General features: G+C 62.2%; 18 protein-coding genes and 1 pseudogene. 7 read left to right on the top strand and 12 right to left on the bottom strand.

The features are described 5' to 3' along the window. Window positions 1–52: 52 nt before the first annotated feature. Together AB0O81_RS09140 and AB0O81_RS09135 are read right to left on the bottom strand one after the other, a co-directional pair. A complete protein-coding gene (locus tag AB0O81_RS09140; protein ID WP_363583461.1) occupies window positions 53–1,306 on the bottom strand; it encodes a glycosyltransferase in 1,254 nt (417 codons plus the stop codon). 3 nt (window positions 1,307–1,309) lie between these two features. Continuing rightward, window positions 1,310–2,527, bottom strand: a complete 1,218-nt coding sequence (locus AB0O81_RS09135) for a glycosyltransferase (protein ID WP_363583936.1) — start codon at window positions 2,525–2,527, stop codon at window positions 1,310–1,312. Window positions 2,528–2,653: 126 nt separating this feature from the next. On the opposite strand from AB0O81_RS09135, the gene AB0O81_RS09130 reads away from it, so the two are divergent. The 3 genes from AB0O81_RS09130 to AB0O81_RS09120 all read left to right on the top strand — a co-directional run bounded on the left by AB0O81_RS09130 (window position 2,654) and on the right by AB0O81_RS09120 (window position 4,144). Further along, window positions 2,654–3,247, top strand: a complete 594-nt coding sequence (locus AB0O81_RS09130) for a hypothetical protein (protein ID WP_363583459.1) — start codon at window positions 2,654–2,656, stop codon at window positions 3,245–3,247. Between the two features lie 103 nt (window positions 3,248–3,350). Next, window positions 3,351–3,782 (top strand): DUF6325 family protein, encoded by a 432-nt coding sequence (locus AB0O81_RS09125; RefSeq protein ID WP_363583457.1) that lies wholly within the window; start codon window positions 3,351–3,353, stop codon window positions 3,780–3,782. 2 nt (window positions 3,783–3,784) lie between these two features. Continuing rightward, complete coding sequence (locus AB0O81_RS09120) at window positions 3,785–4,144, top strand: SHOCT domain-containing protein (protein ID WP_363583455.1); 360 nt, start codon at window positions 3,785–3,787, stop codon at window positions 4,142–4,144. Window positions 4,145–4,206: 62 nt separating this feature from the next. Here the strand turns inward: AB0O81_RS09120 and cls are convergent, their stop codons facing one another. Both cls and AB0O81_RS09110 read right to left on the bottom strand, forming a co-directional pair. Beyond that, entirely contained in the window at window positions 4,207–5,676 is a 1,470-nt protein-coding gene (cls, locus tag AB0O81_RS09115; protein WP_363583453.1) for a cardiolipin synthase, read from the bottom strand. 85 nt (window positions 5,677–5,761) lie between these two features. After that, entirely contained in the window at window positions 5,762–6,847 is a 1,086-nt protein-coding gene (locus AB0O81_RS09110; RefSeq protein WP_363583451.1) for an AI-2E family transporter, read from the bottom strand. A gap of 51 nt (window positions 6,848–6,898) precedes the next feature. Here AB0O81_RS09110 and AB0O81_RS09105 point away from each other — a divergent pair, with 51 nt between their 5' ends. Beyond that, window positions 6,899–7,021, top strand: coding sequence for a hypothetical protein (locus AB0O81_RS09105; RefSeq protein WP_363583449.1), 123 nt, complete (start codon window positions 6,899–6,901; stop codon window positions 7,019–7,021). Window positions 7,022–7,036: 15 nt separating this feature from the next. Here AB0O81_RS09105 and AB0O81_RS09100 read toward each other — a convergent pair whose 3' ends face one another. The 6 genes from AB0O81_RS09100 to dnaK form a co-directional block, all read right to left on the bottom strand. Next, window positions 7,037–7,828, bottom strand: a complete 792-nt coding sequence (locus AB0O81_RS09100; RefSeq protein WP_363583447.1) for an ion channel — start codon at window positions 7,826–7,828, stop codon at window positions 7,037–7,039. Window positions 7,829–7,831: 3 nt separating this feature from the next. Continuing rightward, a complete protein-coding gene (locus AB0O81_RS09095) occupies window positions 7,832–8,899 on the bottom strand; it encodes a hypothetical protein (protein WP_363583445.1) in 1,068 nt (355 codons plus the stop codon). An 83-nt stretch (window positions 8,900–8,982) separates the two neighbouring features. Beyond that, window positions 8,983–9,432 (bottom strand): MerR family transcriptional regulator, encoded by a 450-nt coding sequence (locus tag AB0O81_RS09090; RefSeq protein ID WP_363583443.1) that lies wholly within the window; start codon window positions 9,430–9,432, stop codon window positions 8,983–8,985. Between the two features lie 37 nt (window positions 9,433–9,469). After that, complete coding sequence (locus AB0O81_RS09085) at window positions 9,470–10,465, bottom strand: DnaJ C-terminal domain-containing protein (RefSeq protein ID WP_363583441.1); 996 nt, start codon at window positions 10,463–10,465, stop codon at window positions 9,470–9,472. 18 nt (window positions 10,466–10,483) lie between these two features. Then, window positions 10,484–11,083, bottom strand: coding sequence for a nucleotide exchange factor GrpE (locus tag AB0O81_RS09080; RefSeq protein WP_363583439.1), 600 nt, complete (start codon window positions 11,081–11,083; stop codon window positions 10,484–10,486). Window positions 11,084–11,085: 2 nt separating this feature from the next. Next, window positions 11,086–12,957, bottom strand: coding sequence for a molecular chaperone DnaK (gene dnaK / locus AB0O81_RS09075; RefSeq protein ID WP_363583437.1), 1,872 nt, complete (start codon window positions 12,955–12,957; stop codon window positions 11,086–11,088). Window positions 12,958–13,179: 222 nt separating this feature from the next. Here dnaK and AB0O81_RS09070 point away from each other — a divergent pair, with 222 nt between their 5' ends. Then, window positions 13,180–14,556 carry an MFS transporter gene (locus tag AB0O81_RS09070; protein ID WP_363583435.1) on the top strand — a complete coding sequence of 459 codons (1,377 nt, stop codon included), beginning with the start codon at window positions 13,180–13,182 and terminating at the stop codon, window positions 14,554–14,556. 4 nt (window positions 14,557–14,560) lie between these two features. On the opposite strand, the pseudogene AB0O81_RS09065 reads toward AB0O81_RS09070, so the two are convergent. Both AB0O81_RS09065 and AB0O81_RS09060 read right to left on the bottom strand, forming a co-directional pair. Then, a pseudogene (locus AB0O81_RS09065) lies at window positions 14,561–16,282 on the bottom strand (BCCT family transporter). A 148-nt stretch (window positions 16,283–16,430) separates the two neighbouring features. Beyond that, entirely contained in the window at window positions 16,431–16,979 is a 549-nt protein-coding gene (locus tag AB0O81_RS09060; RefSeq protein ID WP_363583433.1) for a MarR family winged helix-turn-helix transcriptional regulator, read from the bottom strand. Between the two features lie 112 nt (window positions 16,980–17,091). Here AB0O81_RS09060 and AB0O81_RS09055 point away from each other — a divergent pair, with 112 nt between their 5' ends. Both AB0O81_RS09055 and AB0O81_RS09050 read left to right on the top strand, forming a co-directional pair. Further along, window positions 17,092–17,691, top strand: a complete 600-nt coding sequence (locus AB0O81_RS09055) for a hypothetical protein (protein ID WP_363583431.1) — start codon at window positions 17,092–17,094, stop codon at window positions 17,689–17,691. A 99-nt stretch (window positions 17,692–17,790) separates the two neighbouring features. Beyond that, entirely contained in the window at window positions 17,791–18,492 is a 702-nt protein-coding gene (locus AB0O81_RS09050) for a CbiX/SirB N-terminal domain-containing protein (RefSeq protein ID WP_363583429.1), read from the top strand. The last annotated feature ends 87 nt before the right edge of the window (window positions 18,493–18,579 follow it).

Raw genomic sequence — 18,579 nt, 5'->3', positions numbered from 1 at the left:
GGCAGCGAAGTGCCAGTGCGGGGCGGCGAAGTGGATGCTGCGCCGCAGCGCGTCAGCCGGTGACGCGCTCGTACACCTCAACCATCGCGGCGGTACGCGATGACTGGCGAAACTTCTCTCGAACGTCGGCGGCAACCTTGACCGGCGTGCCAGCAGCGATCTCTGCAGCCGCCACGCGGAGTGCACCTGCAAGCGCCGACACGGTTCGGGCAGTTCGCGCGGTTTCAGCCACCGCCCAGTACCCCGAGCCGAGTTCGGTCCCGATGTCAGGGTCACACACGATCGAGGGAGTGCCGAGCGACGCCGCCTCGAACACGGTCATTCCCTGTGTCTCGAACCCGATCGATGTCTGCACCACGGCATCGGCAGCCGCAATCCGGCGCAGCACCTGGGCGTACGGCAGTTTTCCCGAGAACGTCACCGCGCCCTCGAGCCCGCGCTTTGCGACGAATCTCTCGGCCGCACGCCGCTCGGCGCCATCACCGATGATCTCAACTTCAGCATCCGCGCCCGAGGCAGCAAGGGCGGCCAAGAACGGCAACAAGCGCTTCTCGGGGCTCATGCGGCCAAGCCACACGAACCGGGGGCGCCCGCTCTCGCGCTCTCGCGGCGCATCGCTCAGCACGTCGGCAAGCATCTCGTCATCGATCCCATTCCACACGACATCGACACGAGGCGCTTGCCGCGCACCCTGTCGTGACGCACCCACGCTGCCACCCGGCACGACGCCGTGCGCTTCGAGGCGCCTGGCGAAGTGCGCCGACGGAGCGGTAACCGCGTCGGAACGCAGCGCGAAGCGCCGTAGAAATGCCCACCCGTCGAGGCCGGCGGGCTCCGGCTCGGTGACTCCAAGTACGCGTCGTTGCCAAGCGTTGAGCACCCGCAACACGAGAGCGGGAAACGGTGCGGTCGCCGCGATTCCCACATCGACCCTGTTGTGCATGGTGTGCACCACGGGCAGCTGATGCCGCGCAGCGAATCGGTGCCCGATGAACGCACCCCAGAAGTCAGCCTGAATGTGCACGACGTCTGCTCGCGGGCGCGCGGCGAGCGCAGCATCCACCCATCGATCGTTCCTCCGCGAGGGCCATGTGAGCGAGTACTCCCGGTCGGGAGTGATCGGCACCGATGGCATGTCGACATAGGCTCCGTCCATGAAGAGGTCGCCGCGCACTCCGTGCATCGCCGGGGCAACGACGGTGACGGTGTGGCCCGCCTTCTCAAGAAAGCGGCGTTGCAGACGCATCGAGACCTGAGCACCCCCGAGTGACTCGATGTGCTGGTCGCCGAACATCACAATGTGCACGGGCTACTCCGGCAAGGGCTCGCCGCGGTACAGCGCCTCGAAGGTGTCGAGCGTGCGCTTCATGTCATGCACCTTCACTCCTTCGAGCGAAGCACGCTGCATGCGCAAGCGCTCTTCCGCAGGCTGCGCCAGAACCATGGTTATTTTGGCCGCGAGGTCCTCAACATTGCCCGGCTCGAAGAGGTAGCCGTTCTCACCGTCGTGCACGAGGTGCGGCAGCGCGACCGCGTTCGCTGCAACAATAGGCAATCCCGAGGCCATCGCTTCCATGGTCGCGATTGATTGAAGTTCTGCAATCGACGCGATTACGAACAAGCTCGCGTTGGTAAGCAGACCGCGAAGCTCTTCGTCGGTCGTGTGCCCGTGAAAGCGCACGCGCTCACTCAGCCCCAACTGTGCGACGAGTTGCTCAAGATTGCGGCGCTGGTCACCCTTGCCGACGATATCGAAAGTGACGTCGAGCTCTGGAGCAAGCAGCGTCATCGCGTTCAACACAACGTCAATCTGCTTCTCGGTAGTGAGTCGCCCGACAAACACCATGCGATTGGCATCACGCGGTTCGAAATCAGCGGTGTAGTTGCTGGCTTGAATTCCGCAGCTGATGGGGATCACGTTCTTGACGTTGACCGTCGATTCCAGAAAATCGGCGGCGCGCCTCGTGGGCGTCGTCACAGCTTCGGTGAGGGCGAAGGTTCGCTCGGCGTCGTCCCACGCCAACTTGAGAATGTAGTCGTTCCACGCGGTCGGAAGAACGGTGAAGTCGAGCACATTCTCGGGCATCACGTGGTTGGTCGCGATGATCGGGATGCCGCGCTTGGCCGCTTCACGCGAGAGGCCACGGCCGATCAAGATATGCGACTGAATGTGCACGACGTCGGGGTTGACCTGATCGAGCACCTTGCGCGCATAGTACTTCGACATCCATGGCCATACGAACGTGAGCCAGTCGTGCGGCAGGTATCGGCGCGATGGAATTCGGTGCACGGTCATGTTCTGGCCTTCGATGACCTCGTCGAACGTGCCGTGTTCAGCGTGAGTCGCACTGGGCGCCTCGACGTGCACCTCGTGGCCACGTTGCACCATGCCAGCGGCCAACCGCTCCGCGAAACGTGCGGCTCCGTTCACATGCGGAAGGAATGTGTCGGCGCCGATCAGAATCGTCAAAGGACGGGGGCTCGCGGCGGCAGCGTTCTGCTCGTCGGGCGTCGCGGGAACGGTCACGGTTATGTAGGCCTGTCTGTGCGGCGGTGCGGCGGTGCGGCTTAGGGGGTCGCTGAGGCGCGGCATCTACCCTACCCGAGGCGCTCTCTCAGGCAGTTATGCGCGGCCGTGCGTACGCTGGTTGACATGCCCCGTTTGCAGGCCGATGCCGATCCCCACCTTTGGGTGCCCGTAACCGATTCGATTGGCTTTCGTGGCCGCCGCCATCGCAAGGCCGCGATCAGGATGCTGCTCACACAGGCGAGCGCTACCGCCGGTTCGACAGCACGACCCGCCAGTGGTTTTGCTGCCTGGGCGATCAGCCAAGCAGCTCCGATGCTGATGAAGAAGGCCGCGGGCCGAGTGCTGGTGTGGGTGTGGAAGGCAGACGCTGAACTGGTCGTTGCGATGGCGCAGGTGCAAGAGGCGACGCCACAGCTGCGCACCGCCCGCGCAATGATGCCGATGGAGTACGACGACACCGAGAATTTTCGCAATGCCTATCTCGGCGTCGGCGAAAAGCTGGTGGTGCCCCTGCCCGGGGATGGGAAGACGCCCCCGTTCGCAACCTACACGTGGGATACGGGCACACACATCATCACGGTGACCGCCGTATGCGGCGACCGCGAGCGCTTCGGCACTGTGATCGGTTCGATCGACGACCTCGCCCGCACGTTGCGCACCGTCGATGACGTCGCGGTCGGCGAATCCCCGACCGTGCTGCGTATCGACCCCTCCTGACGCGTGGACGATGGGCGCGGATTTTGCGTTGATTGTTAGAGGAACCCAACCTCCGATCGCGCTACGCTCGACTCGTCAGTTGCGACTACAAGAAGGGAACCCCATGACCGAATTTCGGTACGGACCCGTCGAGCTCTACCTCGTCGGATTCGAAGGAGAACGTCCAGACCCCGGTGTCATGGAGGCTCTGATCGAGCTGGTGTCGACCGACAAGGTCAACCTGCTCGACTTCATGCTCATCTCGAAGTCGGATGATGGCGACGTCGCCATCATCGAGATCGAAGATGGCGAAGACTTTGGGCTCGGCGAGATCGTCCTCGGTGCAGCTGGCATCACCGGTGAAGAAGATGTTGCAGAACTCGCAGAGCTCGTTCCCGCGGGCGCCAACGCGATGCTTGTCGCGTTCGAACTGGCATTCCAGCGTGAACTTGCCTCCAAGGTCGCCGCGTCTGGAGGCGTCGTGCTCAGCGCCGAGCGCATTCCAGCCCCGATCGTGAACGCGATCGCTGATGCAGTAGAAGACGAAGGAGAATAATTATGCGTCGTCGCATGGGCCGTCCCGGCCTTATCGGACTCGCTGCCCGTACCGCCGTGGTTGCTGGAACGGCCACCGCCGTCAGCGGCGCAGTCGCGGGTTCCTCGCAGCGCAAAGCTCAGCAACAGGCTGAGCAAGAGCAGTACCAGGCAGCCCAACAGCAAGCGGCGATGCAGCAGGCCGCTGCAGATGCTGTCGCTCAGCAGCAAGCTGCCGCCGCATATGCGGCCCCGCCCGCACCCGCAGCACCGACCGCTGGAGTCGACGTCGTCGCCGAACTGCAGAAGCTTGCGGGCCTCAAAGAGGCAGGCATCTTGAACGACGCTGAGTTTGCGGCCGCGAAGGCCAAGCTCCTCGGCTAGATCGAAAACGCGGGTGCCCGAACCATTCGTTCGGGCACCCGCGTTTTCGTGTTGCTAGCGACTCAGTTCAACGCCGACGTGAGGCGAGCAACCCCATCAAGGAAGGTCGCTTTGCTGGGCTCCGCGCGCCACTGCTCGAGGGTCAATTCCCGACTGATATCGCGGTAGCCCTGCTCGACTGCACGCATGCCCTCAACAAAGGACTGTCCGCGCACCATCATCGAAATCTCCATGTTCAAGCTGAAGGATCGGATGTCCATGTTGCTGGAGCCGATCACCGCCACGTCGTCGTCAATCGAGAAGTGCTTCGAGTGAAGGATGAATGGGCCGGGGTACAAGAAGATGCGCACCCCCGCGTCAAGCAACGTCTCGTAGTACGACCGCTGCGCGTGGTACACGAGGCCTTGGTCTCCTACCTCTGAGACGAAAAGCTGCACTTCGATGCCCCGCTCGCACGCCGTAGTGATGGCGTACACCATCGCTTCGTCGGGCACGAAGTACGGGCTCGTGATGATGACCCGTTCGCTGGCGGAGTGGATGAGCGAGAGGAACAGTCGCAGGTTGTTCTCAGTGGTGTAGCCCGGGCCACTGGGCACCAATTGACACACCAGTTCGCCGTCGACGGGGCGGGGCACATCGATAGCCGCGACCTGCTCGTCATCGAGCAGGTCGCCCGTCTCGATAAACCAGTCGGTCAGGAATGTCGCATCAATGGATGCGACGACTGGGCCCTCGAAACGCGACACCAGTTCTTGCCATTTGAGTCCGCGCGCGATGTTCTTCGGGGTGTTATAGGTGCGGTCGATGAGGTTCTGCGAACCCATGAACGCGACCTTGCCGTCGATCACCACTAGCTTGCGGTGATTGCGCAGGTCAGGCCGCTGATACTTGCCCTTGAACGGCATTACCGGCAAGAGCCACTCCCACTGCACTCCGATGCGGTCAAGCTCGGCAAAGGTCTCTTTGGAATTGACGGCACGACGTGAAGACACGTGATCTGCCAATAGGCGAACCGTGACGCCGCGGGCCACCGCGGCTTCCATAGCGGCGAAGAACGGTGCGGTGGTCTTGTCGTTCGAGACGATGAAGAACTCCACGTGGATGTAGCGCTCGGCAGCATCCATCGCTTTGGCCATCTCAACGATGGACTGCTCGTAGTCTCCGAAGAGCGCGGCGCTGTTGTTCTCTTGCGGTGGAAGTTTCGTGAGTCGCTGATTCTGCGCGACGATGGTGCGAAAGTGCGCGGGCCACGTGGTGTCGTCGACTTCAACTCCAGCCGCAGCGACACGCTCCGCGATGATGGCGTCGATCTGCGCCTGCTTGTCACGGCGAGACTTCGGGAGCTTGATGCTTCCGATCAACAGATACAGCAAGATGCCGAGATATGGCACCAGGATGATCGCAAGCAACCACGCCATCGCGGCTGTCGGTTTGCGATGCTTGGGAAGCACGATCAGGGCCGTGACACTGATCGCCACGTGCAACAGCACTGCGCCAATCCACATCAGGTTGCTACCGAGTACAGCGTCCATCAACATCCATATCGCGTTATAAGGTCACGCGGTCGGGCGACCGCCGTGAGTGCACACGTTATCGTGATCCGTTGATGCGCAGCGGCTATTTGAGGCTGGTGGCGTCAATATCACCTGAAAGCCACCGTAGCCATCGCTGCGACGGGTCTGAATCGAGCACCAGAGCACGCACGAGAAGCGTCAGCGGGATGGACAGGATCGCGCCCAGCGGACCGATGATGAAGGTCCAGAAAATCACTGAGAAGAAGCTCAGCGTGAGTGATAGGTTCACGGCGTCGCTCACGAACTTGGGCTGCACCAAAACCTGCAAGGTCACATTGACGACGCAATAGATTGCCACCACCGCGAAAAAGAGCGGCCAACCGCCAACAACCAGCGCAAGCAACGCGGGCGGCACGAGACCGAGCACAAATCCGATGTTCGGCACGAAGTTCGTCACGAAGGCGAGGATTGCCCATACGGCGGGGGCAGGAATATCCAACGCCCACAGCGCGAGGCCGTCGATGATCGCCACGATCGCGCCGAAGCTGGCATTGACGACGTAGTACTTTCGCACGCCACCGTTATAGGCGCGCACCCGATCGACCGTGGGTCGAATCGACGGGCCGAAGGCGGTGTCGGCGCGCGCGTAGCGAGCCCCATCTGCGGCCATGAAGATGATGTAGGCGACTACGAAGAAGAATGCGGTGAGTACCGCAAGCACGGTGCTGCCCAGCGAGGATGCAAAAGACAGGATCGTTGACGGTGACAGCACGCTTGCCGCGGCAGAGGCGGTGGTGGAGTCGAGGCCCAGATCTTGGAGTGACGTGACGATGCCCTGAATGGTTTTCTGCAGCTCTCCCGAGTAGTCGACAACCAACTGAGCAAACTGGGTTCCCGCGAAGAACAGCAGTGCTACGAGCACCGCGAGAATCAGATACGCCACAACGATTACTGCTGTGGTGGCGGCCCAACGCGGCCAGCCCTTGCGCTCGAGCGGGAACCGAATCGGGTGGCAGATGATCACCAGCACTGCACCGAGCACCAGCGGACCGACGAGGTCGCGTGCCAGGAACATCCCCGCGAGCGCTATGACGGTAGCCGCCAGGCCGATCAACACAGACAGCGTAGGCGAAAGCGCCGGTGGAGCCGGCGTTGGTGCGGGAGTAGGTTGCGGGGGCTGACGTCTCACGGCGCAAGCGTATCTGAACGCGCGGCCCGCTGTCCTGGGGTCCCGGCGCAGATGGAGAATTGCACGATCGATGGTGTGCCGGTTCTCGCGCAACCCGGCAGCTTCTACGGTGGCTGGGTTACGCCTGACATCGCGGGCCCTTTCAAGGGCGCGCCGGGCTCGATGGCGTGGTGAGCAACGCTCGCGTCGCTAATTCGACTCAGCGGTCGGCGGTAGCGGCGGGCGAGGCGGCACTTCTGGCTCAGCCGTGCGCGTGGTCTCAGTCGCGGGAACTTCACCCAGTCGGGCCGCGATGTCGCTGACCTGCCGCGCAAGCTCACGAACTTGGCCTCGAGTGGATGCCTCGTCATCATCGTGACCCCGCGAAGCAAACTCAATAACCCACGACGCGAGCGTCGCGGTCACCACGCCGACGAGCGCCACGGCCGCGCTCATTAGCAACGCCGCCACCAGTCGCCCCGTCAGCGTCACCGGGTAGTAGTCGCCGTAACCCACAGTGCTCATCGTCACCGCAGCCCACCAAATCGAGTCACCGAAGTTCACGATGTTTGCGCCAGGTGCGTTGCGCTCGGCATCAAGCACCGAGAGTGAGCCGATCCAGATGAGAATGACGACTGCGCCAGCGCCATACACAGCGAGCCGACTGCGAATGGCGGTGCCTTGGCTGTACCTGACTCCGCCCACGAGCGTCAACGCTTGAAGCAAGCGCAACGGACGCAGCGCCGGCAATATCACGACAGTGAAATCAAACAGGTGCCCCACGAACCAGTGCCGTTTTTGACGCGCAAGTCCCAGTCGCACGACGTAGTCGACAGCGAAGACCACCCAGGTGAAGCCCATGATGAGTCGAGCAGTCATGAAGGCGGTTCCCTGAAAGTCGGCAATCACCTGCCACGAATAGACGACGATGAACACGACGGATGCCACGATGAGTGGCACGCGGGTGAGATGGCGCCATCGTTCTTCTGTCAGTTTTGCCATGAGTCAGCCTCGCTGCGCATCCTGTTGAAGCGCAGCCGCGTTGCGAATGAACAGTACAACCCAAGTGAAGACAAGAATCCCCGCGACGAGTTCCACTGCGGTCAGTGTGTAATAGCCAATGGCGAAATAGATCGCAAGCAGCAGGATCACACCGACAAACACGTAGCCAAGCATGATGAACGCCTGAGGTAAACCCGGGATCCAGCGGTGAAGGCGAAAGACCAGCGTCGCGAAGGCGAAAACCATGCCCGAGGCAACGGCGGTATGAATCCCGAAGAACTCATCGACGGTAAACACCCCCACCAGGGCCAGGAAGATGCCTACGATGACGAGCGTCATGCGCACATTGCGAAGCCCGCGCACGTTGGGGGTGGGTATGGAACGTGTCGCATAGCGCGCGAGGGTTGTCAGGATAAAACCGGCGACGATCAGTGTGAGATTGAACGTGAGCGACGAGAGATCGTCGGTCATTCCGAGCGCGCTCAGGTTATCCATCCACCAGTGTGGATCTGACGCCGTGAGCATGGCCGCCAGCACTCCCTCGACCAAAAAGACCGCGAGCATGATCGCCAGAAGTTGCAGATCCATGTGCGTGGACGAAAAGAACGTAAAGTACGCCGTTCCCGACGCAGCAGCGCCAGAGATGATCACAACGAACAGCGCGAACACTTTCGCGTCGATGAATCCCTCTTCAAGAATGACTGCGAGAAGAGTCATCGAAAGCAGGGCGATTACCGCGTGCGCGAAAGCCAGAGCGACGATGTCGAGCACGTCAAGCGCGGACATCGAGTGACCAGCAGCGCGGTCATGCACCACATACCGCCCGGCGATGAAAGCAAGGAACGCTGCGACCGCAGAGGCTACTGCGGCGAACTGGCCCACCGATCCCGGACCAGCAATGGGCGCCTCCTGGAGCTGAAAAACGATCAGAGCAAGCAGCCCAACAACGACAAACGCGATTGCGCCGACCCCGAGCGCCAGAGTCTCAAGTGAGCGTTCCCTGTCGTTATGGGGCGCGGCAGGAACACGCAGTCGCAGTTCGCGCCTCGTTGCAGGGTGCTCTTTAGTCACGCGACGACTTTAGCGTCGCTGAACCATCTGCACGCAGCGCACGCGCCCGTCACCGCTGAGACGGCCGCACCACGCCGGCACACCTAGCGTTGGTCGTTCGCGTCAGGTCGAGGCGGGCTCCACAGCACCACTTCGGTCGCCCGCCGCACGCGCGAACCATGCCGCAGCGTCACAACAGCGCCGGTCGCCCCTGCTGCGAAAACGCGTGCGCCCGGGCGGTTGCCGATCTCGGTGCGCACCTGCTTCTCAAGTTCTGCGACGCGTCGGCGGAGGCCTCGCACTTCGTCCTCTAGATCGAGAATGCGCGCAATGCCGGGCAGACTCAGCCCCTCGGCTGAAAGGCGCGCGACCTCGCGCAACTGTTCGACGTGGCGCAGCGAATACCGGCGCGAACCGCCTTGGGTGCGCGCGGGAACGACGAGTCCGATGCGGTCGTACTGGCGCAACGTCTGGGGGTGCATTCCCGCCAGATCGGCGGCAACAGCGATCGCGAGGAGGGGGGCGTCTTCGTCAAGCCGATCTTGCTCAGCCATCTGCCATCCTCCTCGCGATCATGGTGAAATGAGCCTATTAGCCGCGTGCTTTCGACATGAGATCCGCGCGTGGGTTCTCGTGGGGCTCGAGCGCCTGAAACTTCTCGAGCGCTTCACGAGCAGCGTCATCGAGGTGCGACGGCACCGCGACCTGAACTTCTGCAAGCAGATCGCCCAGACCCTTCGGGCTCTGCACTCCGCGGCCTTTGACACGAAGGACACGACCCGAAGGTGTGCCGGGAGCAACCCGCAGCTTGACGGGGTCGCCGCCGAGAGTGGGCACTTCGATCGTCGCTCCCAATGCCGCTTCGGTGAATGTCACCGGAACGGTCACCCGAAGGTTCAGCCCATCACGGGTGAACACCGGGTGCGGCCGCACAGATACCGCCACAACTACATCTCCGTTCTCGCCGCCATCGGGCGATGTGCGCCCACGACCGCGCAAGCGCACTTTCTGACCGTCAGCGATGCCAGCGGGAATCTTGACTTTGAAGGGTTTGCCGTCTTCGCCCTGAAGCGTGATGGTCTCACCCTTGGTGGCCGTGATGAAGTCGACCGTGGTGCGAGCCGTGACATCTGCACCACGCGTGGGTCCGCCGTAGCCCCGGAAGCCACCGGTCGATTGACCGAAACGCCCGTTGCCGAAGCCGCCACCTTGCTGATTGAACATCGAGAAGATGTCTTCGTACTCGGGGCCGCTGGTGCTAGGCCGGGCGCCACGACCTTGTGAAAACATGCTGAACACGTCTTCAAAGCCGCCCGTGGCGCCGCCACCACCAGAAGTGAAGCGTGCGCCGGAACCCATCGCGCGAATCTGGTCATACTCCGCACGTTGCTCAGCATCAGAGAGCACCGAGTAAGCCTCGCTGACCTCTTTGAACTTCGCTTCGGCGGAAGCATCCCCCTGGTTGGAATCAGGGTGGTACTTGCGCGCGAGCTTGCGATAGGTCTTCTTCAGATCCGCGTCGGTGACCTCTTTTGAGACCCCGAGCGTCTTGTAGAAGTCCTTGTCGAACCAGTCCTGACTGGCCATGGTTCCTCCTTGACCGGTCTATTCGGCGGGAACAGCGACAACGACTTTCGCCGGACGCAGTTCCACTGATCCCAGGCGGTAGCCGATTTCGACCACCTCAAGGATGGTCGCTTCGGTCGCACCGGGGGTGGGCGCCTGGAAAATGGCTTCGTGCTGCTGCGGGTCAAACGCTTCACCGGCTACGCCATAGGTCGTCAGTCCCATCCGCTCGGCCACTGCGCGCAGCTTTTCAGCGATCGGGAAGAACGCGGTTCCCTCTTCGAGGTCTCCGTGCTTCTCAGCGCGGTCGAGGTCATCAAGCACCGGGAGAAGTCCCTTGGCGATGGAACCCTTCGCGCGCTCCATCTCGACTTCGCGCTGGTCTTCCGTGCGACGGCGGTAGTTCGCGTACTCGGCCTGAAGACGCTTTAGGTCGTTCAGCAGCGCCGACTCAAGGTCAGCGAGCACCGCGTCTTCTGCGGCAGCATCAGTGTTCTGCTCAGCTCCCAGGATGTCATCGACGGTGAGCTCCTCCTGCGGGTCGGGGTCGGAGACCTGCGTCTCCGACCCCTCATCGCCGAGGACCTCGTCTTCGCCGTGCTCTTCAGCGCCTGGCTCTTCGAAGTCCTTGTCAGCCATAACTACTTGTTGTTTTCCTTGTCGTCTTCGTCCTCGACAACCTCGGCGTCTACGACATCTTCATCAGATGCCGAACCGGCCTCATCGGTCGGGGCCTCAGCGTCGGGTGCAGCAGCGGCATCAGCCTGGCTCGAAGCGTAGATTGCTTCGCCGAGCTTGCCCTGGCTCTCGTTGAGCTTCTCGAATGCAGTCTTCACCGCTTCGTCGTCTTCACCGGCGAGCGCAGCCTTGAGTGCGTCAACGTCGGCCTGAACCTCGGTCTTGACCTCTTCGGGCAGCTTGTCTTCGTTCTCCTTGATGAGCTTCTCGATCGAGTACGAGAGCGTCTCAGCCTGGTTGCGAACCTCAGCCGACTCGCGGCGCTTCTTGTCTTCGGCAGCGTTCTCTTCCGCTTCCTTGACCATGCGCTCGATGTCTTCCTTCGGCAACGACGAACCGCCGGTGATCGTCATCGACTGCTCCTTGCCCGTGCCCTTGTCTTTCGCAGACACGTGCACGATGCCGTTGGCGTCGATATCGAAGGTGACCTCAACCTGCGGAATGCCTCGCGGAGCCGGAGCAATACCCGTGAGCTCGAAGGTTCCGAGCGGCTTGTTGTCGCGAGTGAAGTCACGCTCACCCTGGAACACCTGGATCGCCACTGACGGCTGGTTGTCATCAGCGGTGGTGAAAGTCTCGCTGCGCTTGGTCGGGATGGCCGTGTTGCGCTCGATGAGCTTGGTCATGATGCCACCCTTGGTCTCGATACCGAGGCTCAGGGGAGTGACATCGATGAGCAGCACATCCTTGCGCTCACCCTTGAGAACGCCAGCCTGAAGGGCGGCGCCGACGGCGACGACCTCATCAGGGTTCACGCCCTTGTTCGCTTCCTTGCCAGCTTCCTTCTTGACGAGCTCAGCAACGGCAGGCATACGCGTGGAGCCACCGACGAGCACAACGTGATCGATGTCGGCAACCTTGACGCCGGCTTCGCGAATGACGTCTTCGAAAGGCTTCTTGGTGCGGTCGAGAAGATCCTTGGTGAGATCTTCGAACTTCGCACGCGAAAGCGTCTCGCTCAGCGATACGGGGCCGGAGTCAGTCAGCGACAGGTAGGGCAGGTTAATGCTGGTCGAGTTCGAGCTCGACAGTTCCTTCTTTGCCTGCTCAGCGGCCTCCTTGAGACGCTGCAGAGCGATCTTGTCGCCCGAGACGTCAACGCCGGTGGTCTCCTTGAACTGCTTGATCAGGTACTCGACTACGCGCTGGTCCCAGTCGTCACCACCGAGGCGGTTGTCACCGGAGGTCGAGCGAACCTGAATGGTCGAGAAGTCGTCATCCTTGCCCACTTCGAGCAGCGAGACATCGAACGTTCCGCCACCGAGGTCGAAGACGAGAATCAGTTCATCTTCCTTGCCCTTGTCAAGGCCGTACGCCAGAGCGGCGGCCGTGGGCTCGTTGATGATACGAAGAACGTTGAGTCCAGCAACTTCACCGGCTTCTTTTGTTGCCTGACGCTCAGCATCGTTGAAGTAGGCGGGAACGGTGATGACAGCGTCGGTCACGGTGTCACCGAGGTATTCCTCGGCGTCGCGCTTCAGCTTCATCAGAATGCGAGCCGAGATCTCCTGCGGCGTCCACTTCTTGCCGTCAACCTCGAAGGTCCAGTCGGTGCCGATGTGGCGCTTGACGCTGGCGACGGTGCGGTCAACGTTGGTAACAGCCTGGCGCTTTGCGGTCTCACCGACGAGCACCTCGCCATCTTTCGTGTAGGCGACCACCGAAGGGGTGGTGCGGAAGCCCTCTGCGTTGGCGATGACCTTGGGCTCGCCACCCTCGAGGACGCTGACGACCGAGTTAGTCGTTCCGAGGTCGATTCCTACAGCACGTGCCATGTGTGTTTCTCCTTCATTTTGGCCGAGCGGATGCTGCGGCCGTGCGTATATGGGAAGTATTGGGCGACTCTTTGAATAGTTGAGTCGTGATGGCTCAAGGCTACCCGGGGTGCTCAATGGTGTCAAATGAAGTTGATACACCTCATATCAACTTTTCAGAAATGGTCATGAAAGTGGGCCGCACGCTACCGCTTGTTCACCACGGAGCAATAGCGTGTGCACATGAGTGCGCCCGAACGCCCCGATTCTTCACTGCCCGATTTCAAGGGGATGACCCCCACCGATGCGATGGCCGCAGCCGTCGTGAACGAGGGGCCGACCCGCACCAGCAAGAAGATAGTGCTCGCCTGGGGTCTGTGGGATTGGGGTTCGGCAGCGTTCAACGCCGTGATCACGTCGTTCGTCTTCACCGTCTATCTGGCAAGCTCGAGCTTCGGACCCACCGGAACAGTCGAGGCTCAGATCGGCTGGGCGCTCGCGGGTGCTGGTCTGCTGATCGCCGTGCTTGCACCGGTCACCGGTCAACGCTCCGATACTTCAGGGCGCCGCAAACTCTGGCTTGCTGTCAACACCTACATCGTGGTGGCGCTGACGGCGGCAATGTTCTTCGTTCAGCCCGACCCCTCGTTCCTTTGGCTCGGGCTCGGGCTGTTGGCTGCCGGCAACATCTTCTTCGAATTCGCGGGCGTGAACTACAACTCGATGCTTCTGCAGATTTCGACGCCGCGGTCGATTGGGCGAGTCAGCGGCTTTGGTTGGGGACTGGGCTACATCGGTGGAATCGTTCTGCTTCTCATCGTCTACTTCGGCTTCATCGCGCCTGAGGTAGGCCTGTTCGGCATCACCAGCGAGAACGGCATGGACGTTCGTGCAACGGTGCTGACCTCGGCGCTCTGGTTCGGCATCTTCGCTATTCCGGTTCTCCTCTTTGTTCCCGAGTACAAGGGCGTCGGCGTCAAGCGCGACAAGGTGAGCTTCTTCGGGTCGTACGCGCGCCTGGGTAGAGACATCGCCCGCCTCTGGCGCGAAAGCCGCCCGACGGTGTGGTTCTTGCTCGCAAGCGCCGTGTTCCGCGACGGGCTCGCTGGCGTATTCACCTTCGGCGGCGTACTCGCAGCATCGGTCTTCGGGTTCTCACCGGGCGAAGTGATCATCTTCGCCATCGCCGCCAACGTCGTGGCGGGCATCTCGACCATCGCCGTGGGTGTTCTCGACGATCGTCTGGGCGCGAAGCCGGTGATCATCGCCGCACTCATCGGTCTGATCGTGTCGGGGCTGCTCGTGTTCTTCCTGCACGACGGTGGAGCCATCGTGTTCTGGACCGCCGGTTTGGCTCTCACCCTCTTTGTCGGGCCCGCACAATCAGCATCCCGAACATTCCTTGCGCGAGTGATCCCGCCGGGACGCGAGGGAGAAGTCTTCGGCCTTTACGCGACCACCGGCCGCGCCGTCTCATTCCTCGCACCGACCATGTTCGCGCTATTCGTTGCGATCTCGGGAGAGGCCTACTTCGGCATCTTGGGCATCGTGCTGGTGCTCGTGGCTGGCTTGCTCTTGTTGCTGCCGGTCAAGGCAACACAGAACAAGCTCAGCGCCTGACCGCTCAGAGGTCGCCGGGCTGATCCTTGGCAGAGGCCGTGGGCTCGGGCGCTGACCCTGGAACCGCTTCATTGAGATCGGCGGCAGCGACTACCTTCGCAGCCGCATCAACCTCAGCGTCATGCGGCGCTCGCTGGCGCCTGCCAAGCCACTTCGGAAAGCGAATGCCCTGACGGTCTGCCTGCTCGACTTCGAGTCCATAGAAGTCGCCAATGCGCTCGACAAAGGCCGCGCGTTTCGCGAGGTCGTATGCATGGCGTTCACGGCGGAAGGCAACCACGGTCGCCCAACAGATCAGCAGCATCACCACACTGAACGGCAGCGCGATCGTGATGGCCGCCGTCTGAATGGCTGTCAGACCGCCGGCGATGAGCAGCGATACCGCGAGGATCGCAGTGACGAGCGTGAAGAAGGTACGCACCCATTTGGCGGGTTCTTGATTGCCGCCCGTTGCGATCATTCCCATCACCAGCGCTCCAGAGTCTGACGAAGTGACGAAGAAGATCGAGATCAGCAGGATCACACCGATTGTGAGCACCGAGGTGCCCGGGAAGAACGTCAACAGCTGGAAGATCGAGCCCTCGAGATCGACCGACCCGTCGGGCAGCGTCATCGAGCCTGGGTCGTTCATCTCAAGGTAGAGCGCCGAACCGCCGAGAACTGCGAACCACAGAATTCCCAGCAGCGTAGGCACGATGATCACGCCGAGGACAAACTCGCGCACCGAACGACCCTTTGAGATGCGTGCGATGAAGATTCCGACGAAGGGCGCCCACGAGATCCACCAACCCCAGTAGAACGAGGTCCACGCGGCCTGCCACGCCTCGCCCTCTTCGCCCTGGAAGGCACTCGTGTTGAACGACAGACCGACGAAGTTTTGAATGTATCCACCGATCGACTGCACCCACTCGCGCAACAGGAACTCAGTCTGACCGAAGATCAAGATGTAAAGAAGTAACAGTCCGGCCAAGATCAGGTTGGTCGACGATAGCCACTTCATGCCCTTGGTGACACCTGAAAGCACCGACATCAGCACGAAGAAGGTGATCACACCGATGATCACAACCTGCAGGCCCGTCGATGGTTCAGCAAGCCCGGCCGACTCAAGGCCCGCGCTGATCTGCATTACGCCAAGCCCAAGCGAAGTAGCGACACCGAAAAGCGTGCCGACGAGCGCGATCACATCGATGGTGTGGCCCCAACCCCCGAGCACTCGCTTCTCGCCGAGAATCGGCTCAAGCGTCCAGCGGATCGAAATCGGCCGACCACGGCGGTGAATCGCGTAGGCGAGCGCAAGGCCGACGACAACGTAGATCGACCAGGCCTGCACTCCCCAGTGCAAATACGTCTGGGTGAGCGCAGACTGCGCGAGCACGTCAGAGGGACCAGTGACGCCGGGGCGCGGGTCCACGTAGTGGCTGAGTGGCTCGCTGACCCCGTAAAAGACCAGCCCGATGCCCATACCGGCGGCGAAGAGCAGCGAGAATCACGCCCCCACCGAGAACTCCGGCTTGTCGTCGTCCTTGCCGAGTTTGATATCGCCGAAGCGAGAGAACCCCATGGTCAGGGCGAACACCACGAAGAATGCCGCGAGCACGACGTAGTACCAGTTGAAAGCATTGACGATGGACGACTGAATCGCACCGAACATCGCTTCGGCAGCCGAGGGCGCGATCAAGGCGAAGGCGCTGAAGGCGAGTATGACGGCCGCTGCGGGCCAGAACACCCAGCGCAAAATGCCGCTTGAACTGGTGCTGTTTCTCGGTGGGGCTGAATCAGTCTCGGTATCTGTCACGCTGACACGCTATCGACTGGCGCTCACCAGCGGGAGGTGTCGTCGATAACTTGTGCTGTGACGTGCGCTGCGTGTATGGCTACGACTGCGGCCAGCCGTCGGCCAGCTTCGTCAGCAGTCGGGCGAGGTCAGCGCGCTCGGTGTCTGTGAAGGTCGAAAGTGCCGAGTCGATCGCCTCTCGCCGGTTACCCGTGAAGTCCTGAACTATTCGGTGCCCGCGTTCCGTGAGGGCGACGCGGCTGCGTCGAGCATCATCAGGGTCTATCTCGCGACGCACCAGTTCATGCTCGACTCCCTGTTGCACCAATCGGGATGCACGGGGCTGATCAACGTTCACCGCTTCGGCGATCTCACCAATGGTGAGGGGGTGGGATGCTGCAACGAGTGCCTCCAGCAGGCGCATCCGCGCTGGCCCGCCGAAACGCCCGGCTCCGTCTGCCCACGGGGGGCCGCCGCGCCCGCGTCCGTGCGAAGACGGGTGATCACGGCCATTGCGATCGTGTTCTGAGTGCCGGGCGAGGCCCTCTTTGGCCCACGGCGGCCGTGGCATCCGACGACCACGCACGCGGGCCAGCGCGGCGGCGATTTCGTCGGCGTGCTGAGCGGATTCGGCGGGACTGTTCGGCATCCGTCTAATTTACATGCAACTTGACATACTTTCCATTCGTATGTCACTGTACATATACATGCTTTTTGACATGTAAATATTTGGCGGCACGGCCGCCCTGAAAGGACTTCCCATGAATACCGAAAACGACACCACCAAAGGGGCAGTTCCGGCCCCTCGACCGCTCGGCTTCTGGCTGCGCGTCGTCGACCGTCTCATCGCTGATGAGTTTGCGAGCACCCTTGACGCAGAAGGCGTTTCACGCCGTGAGTGGATGCTGCTCACCGCGCTGTCCGGCGACGTTGACATGCCTGGACTCGCAGAGCGACTCGCTCGAAAAAGCAAGCATCTGCAACGGCTCCGCAAACGCGGATGGGCCGACGAGAGCGGTGACGGCACTTGGTCGCTCACCGACGAAGGGCTTGCCACGAAGGCTCGACTCGACGAACTCGTTCGCGGCATCCGCGCCCGCGTCGCGGGCTCAGTCTCGCCCGAAGACTTCGCCACCACCCTGGCATCGCTGGAATCCATCGCCCGAGAACTCGGGTGGGACGAGAATTCACCGCGAGGCTCCAGAGGGCGTAGATTCGGCCGACGCCACGGGCGCCGCTGCGGACACGGGCGACACGGACACGGCTCGCACGACACCCCCGAGCCACGAGATCACAACATCCACCGCGATCACGGCCCGAACATGCACCGTGGGTTCGCCCCCGGCACCCCCGAGGTATGAGACACGCAGCGCCCTTCCCCACCCCGGTGTCCCCGGCCGCCTGAACGGCCGGGGACTTTCCCGGCAACCCACCCGTGGCATGCACGGCACAATGGAGGAGTGACGGCCCCTGCACTGATTGCGATCTCGCACGGCACCTCGTCGGCCGCTGGCCAAGCTGCGGTTGAGGCTCTCGCCGCGGCGGTCGCCGCACAGCTACCTGACGTCATGGTGCGCCTGGGCCACGTCGATGTGCAGCAGCCCGATGTCGCTGCATCCCTCGCTGATATTGACGAAGCTCAGCCTGTCGTCATCGTTCCCCTGTTGCTTTCTGCTGGCTACCACGTGCGCATCGACCTGAAGGAACAGTCCGCGCATCGCCACAACGTCACCATCTCTCCAGCGCTCGGTCCAGATCCGCGTCTCGTCGACGCTCTCATCGCGCGCCTCGCCCCGCTGAACCCCGCGCACGCAGACGCAATCGTGCTTGCCGTCGCGGGCTCGAGCGATGAGCGGGCGAACGAAGACTGCAGAACCATCGGGCGGATGCTGAGCGAAAGGCTCGACCGAGCGGTGACGGTCGGCTTCTTAGCCGCAACCGAACCACGCCTCGGCACAGCGCTCGAAGCCGCACGCGAGGCGGGCGCCGAGCGCGTCGTGGTCGCCAACTATCTGCTCGCGCCCGGGTACTTTCACGATCTCGCAACCCGCCTCGCCGAGGGCGCGCACGTCGCCCGACCCCTGCTCGACGACGATGAGCCCGCTGGCGAACTCGTGGCTCTCGTGGTGGATCGCTACCGCAGCATGCTGCCTGGCGACTGACCTTCTGTGTCGCCGCGTTACGCCCCTTAACGCTGCTTGACGTCACTTGCACCGACCTCCTTTGAGCGCTCTTACTCTCGGTGAGTG

The organism is Microbacterium sp. NPDC076911 (assembly GCF_040687125.1).
Lineage (GTDB): Bacteria > Actinomycetota > Actinomycetes > Actinomycetales > Microbacteriaceae > Microbacterium.
This window is presented reverse-complemented; position numbering and strand designations above follow the sequence as displayed.

Excerpts from the sequence above, each read along its gene's own strand:
- AB0O81_RS09130 (WP_363583459.1), top strand. The coding sequence starts at position 2,654 with ATGCCCCGTTTGCAGGCCGATGCCGATCCCCACCTTTGGGTGCCCGTA.
- AB0O81_RS09125 (WP_363583457.1), top strand. The coding sequence starts at position 3,351 with ATGACCGAATTTCGGTACGGACCCGTCGAGCTCTACCTCGTCGGATTC.
- AB0O81_RS09120 (WP_363583455.1), top strand. The coding sequence starts at position 3,785 with ATGCGTCGTCGCATGGGCCGTCCCGGCCTTATCGGACTCGCTGCCCGT.
- cls (WP_363583453.1), bottom strand. The coding sequence starts at position 5,676 with ATGGACGCTGTACTCGGTAGCAACCTGATGTGGATTGGCGCAGTGCTG.
- AB0O81_RS09105 (WP_363583449.1), top strand. The coding sequence starts at position 6,899 with ATGGAGAATTGCACGATCGATGGTGTGCCGGTTCTCGCGCAACCCGGC.
- AB0O81_RS09100 (WP_363583447.1), bottom strand. The coding sequence starts at position 7,828 with ATGGCAAAACTGACAGAAGAACGATGGCGCCATCTCACCCGCGTGCCA.
- AB0O81_RS09090 (WP_363583443.1), bottom strand. The coding sequence starts at position 9,432 with ATGGCTGAGCAAGATCGGCTTGACGAAGACGCCCCCCTCCTCGCGATC.
- AB0O81_RS09085 (WP_363583441.1), bottom strand. The coding sequence starts at position 10,465 with ATGGCCAGTCAGGACTGGTTCGACAAGGACTTCTACAAGACGCTCGGG.
- AB0O81_RS09080 (WP_363583439.1), bottom strand. The coding sequence starts at position 11,083 with ATGGCTGACAAGGACTTCGAAGAGCCAGGCGCTGAAGAGCACGGCGAA.
- dnaK (WP_363583437.1), bottom strand. The coding sequence starts at position 12,957 with ATGGCACGTGCTGTAGGAATCGACCTCGGAACGACTAACTCGGTCGTC.
- AB0O81_RS09070 (WP_363583435.1), top strand. The coding sequence starts at position 13,180 with ATGAGTGCGCCCGAACGCCCCGATTCTTCACTGCCCGATTTCAAGGGG.
- AB0O81_RS09060 (WP_363583433.1), bottom strand. The coding sequence starts at position 16,979 with ATGCCGAACAGTCCCGCCGAATCCGCTCAGCACGCCGACGAAATCGCC.
- AB0O81_RS09055 (WP_363583431.1), top strand. The coding sequence starts at position 17,092 with ATGAATACCGAAAACGACACCACCAAAGGGGCAGTTCCGGCCCCTCGA.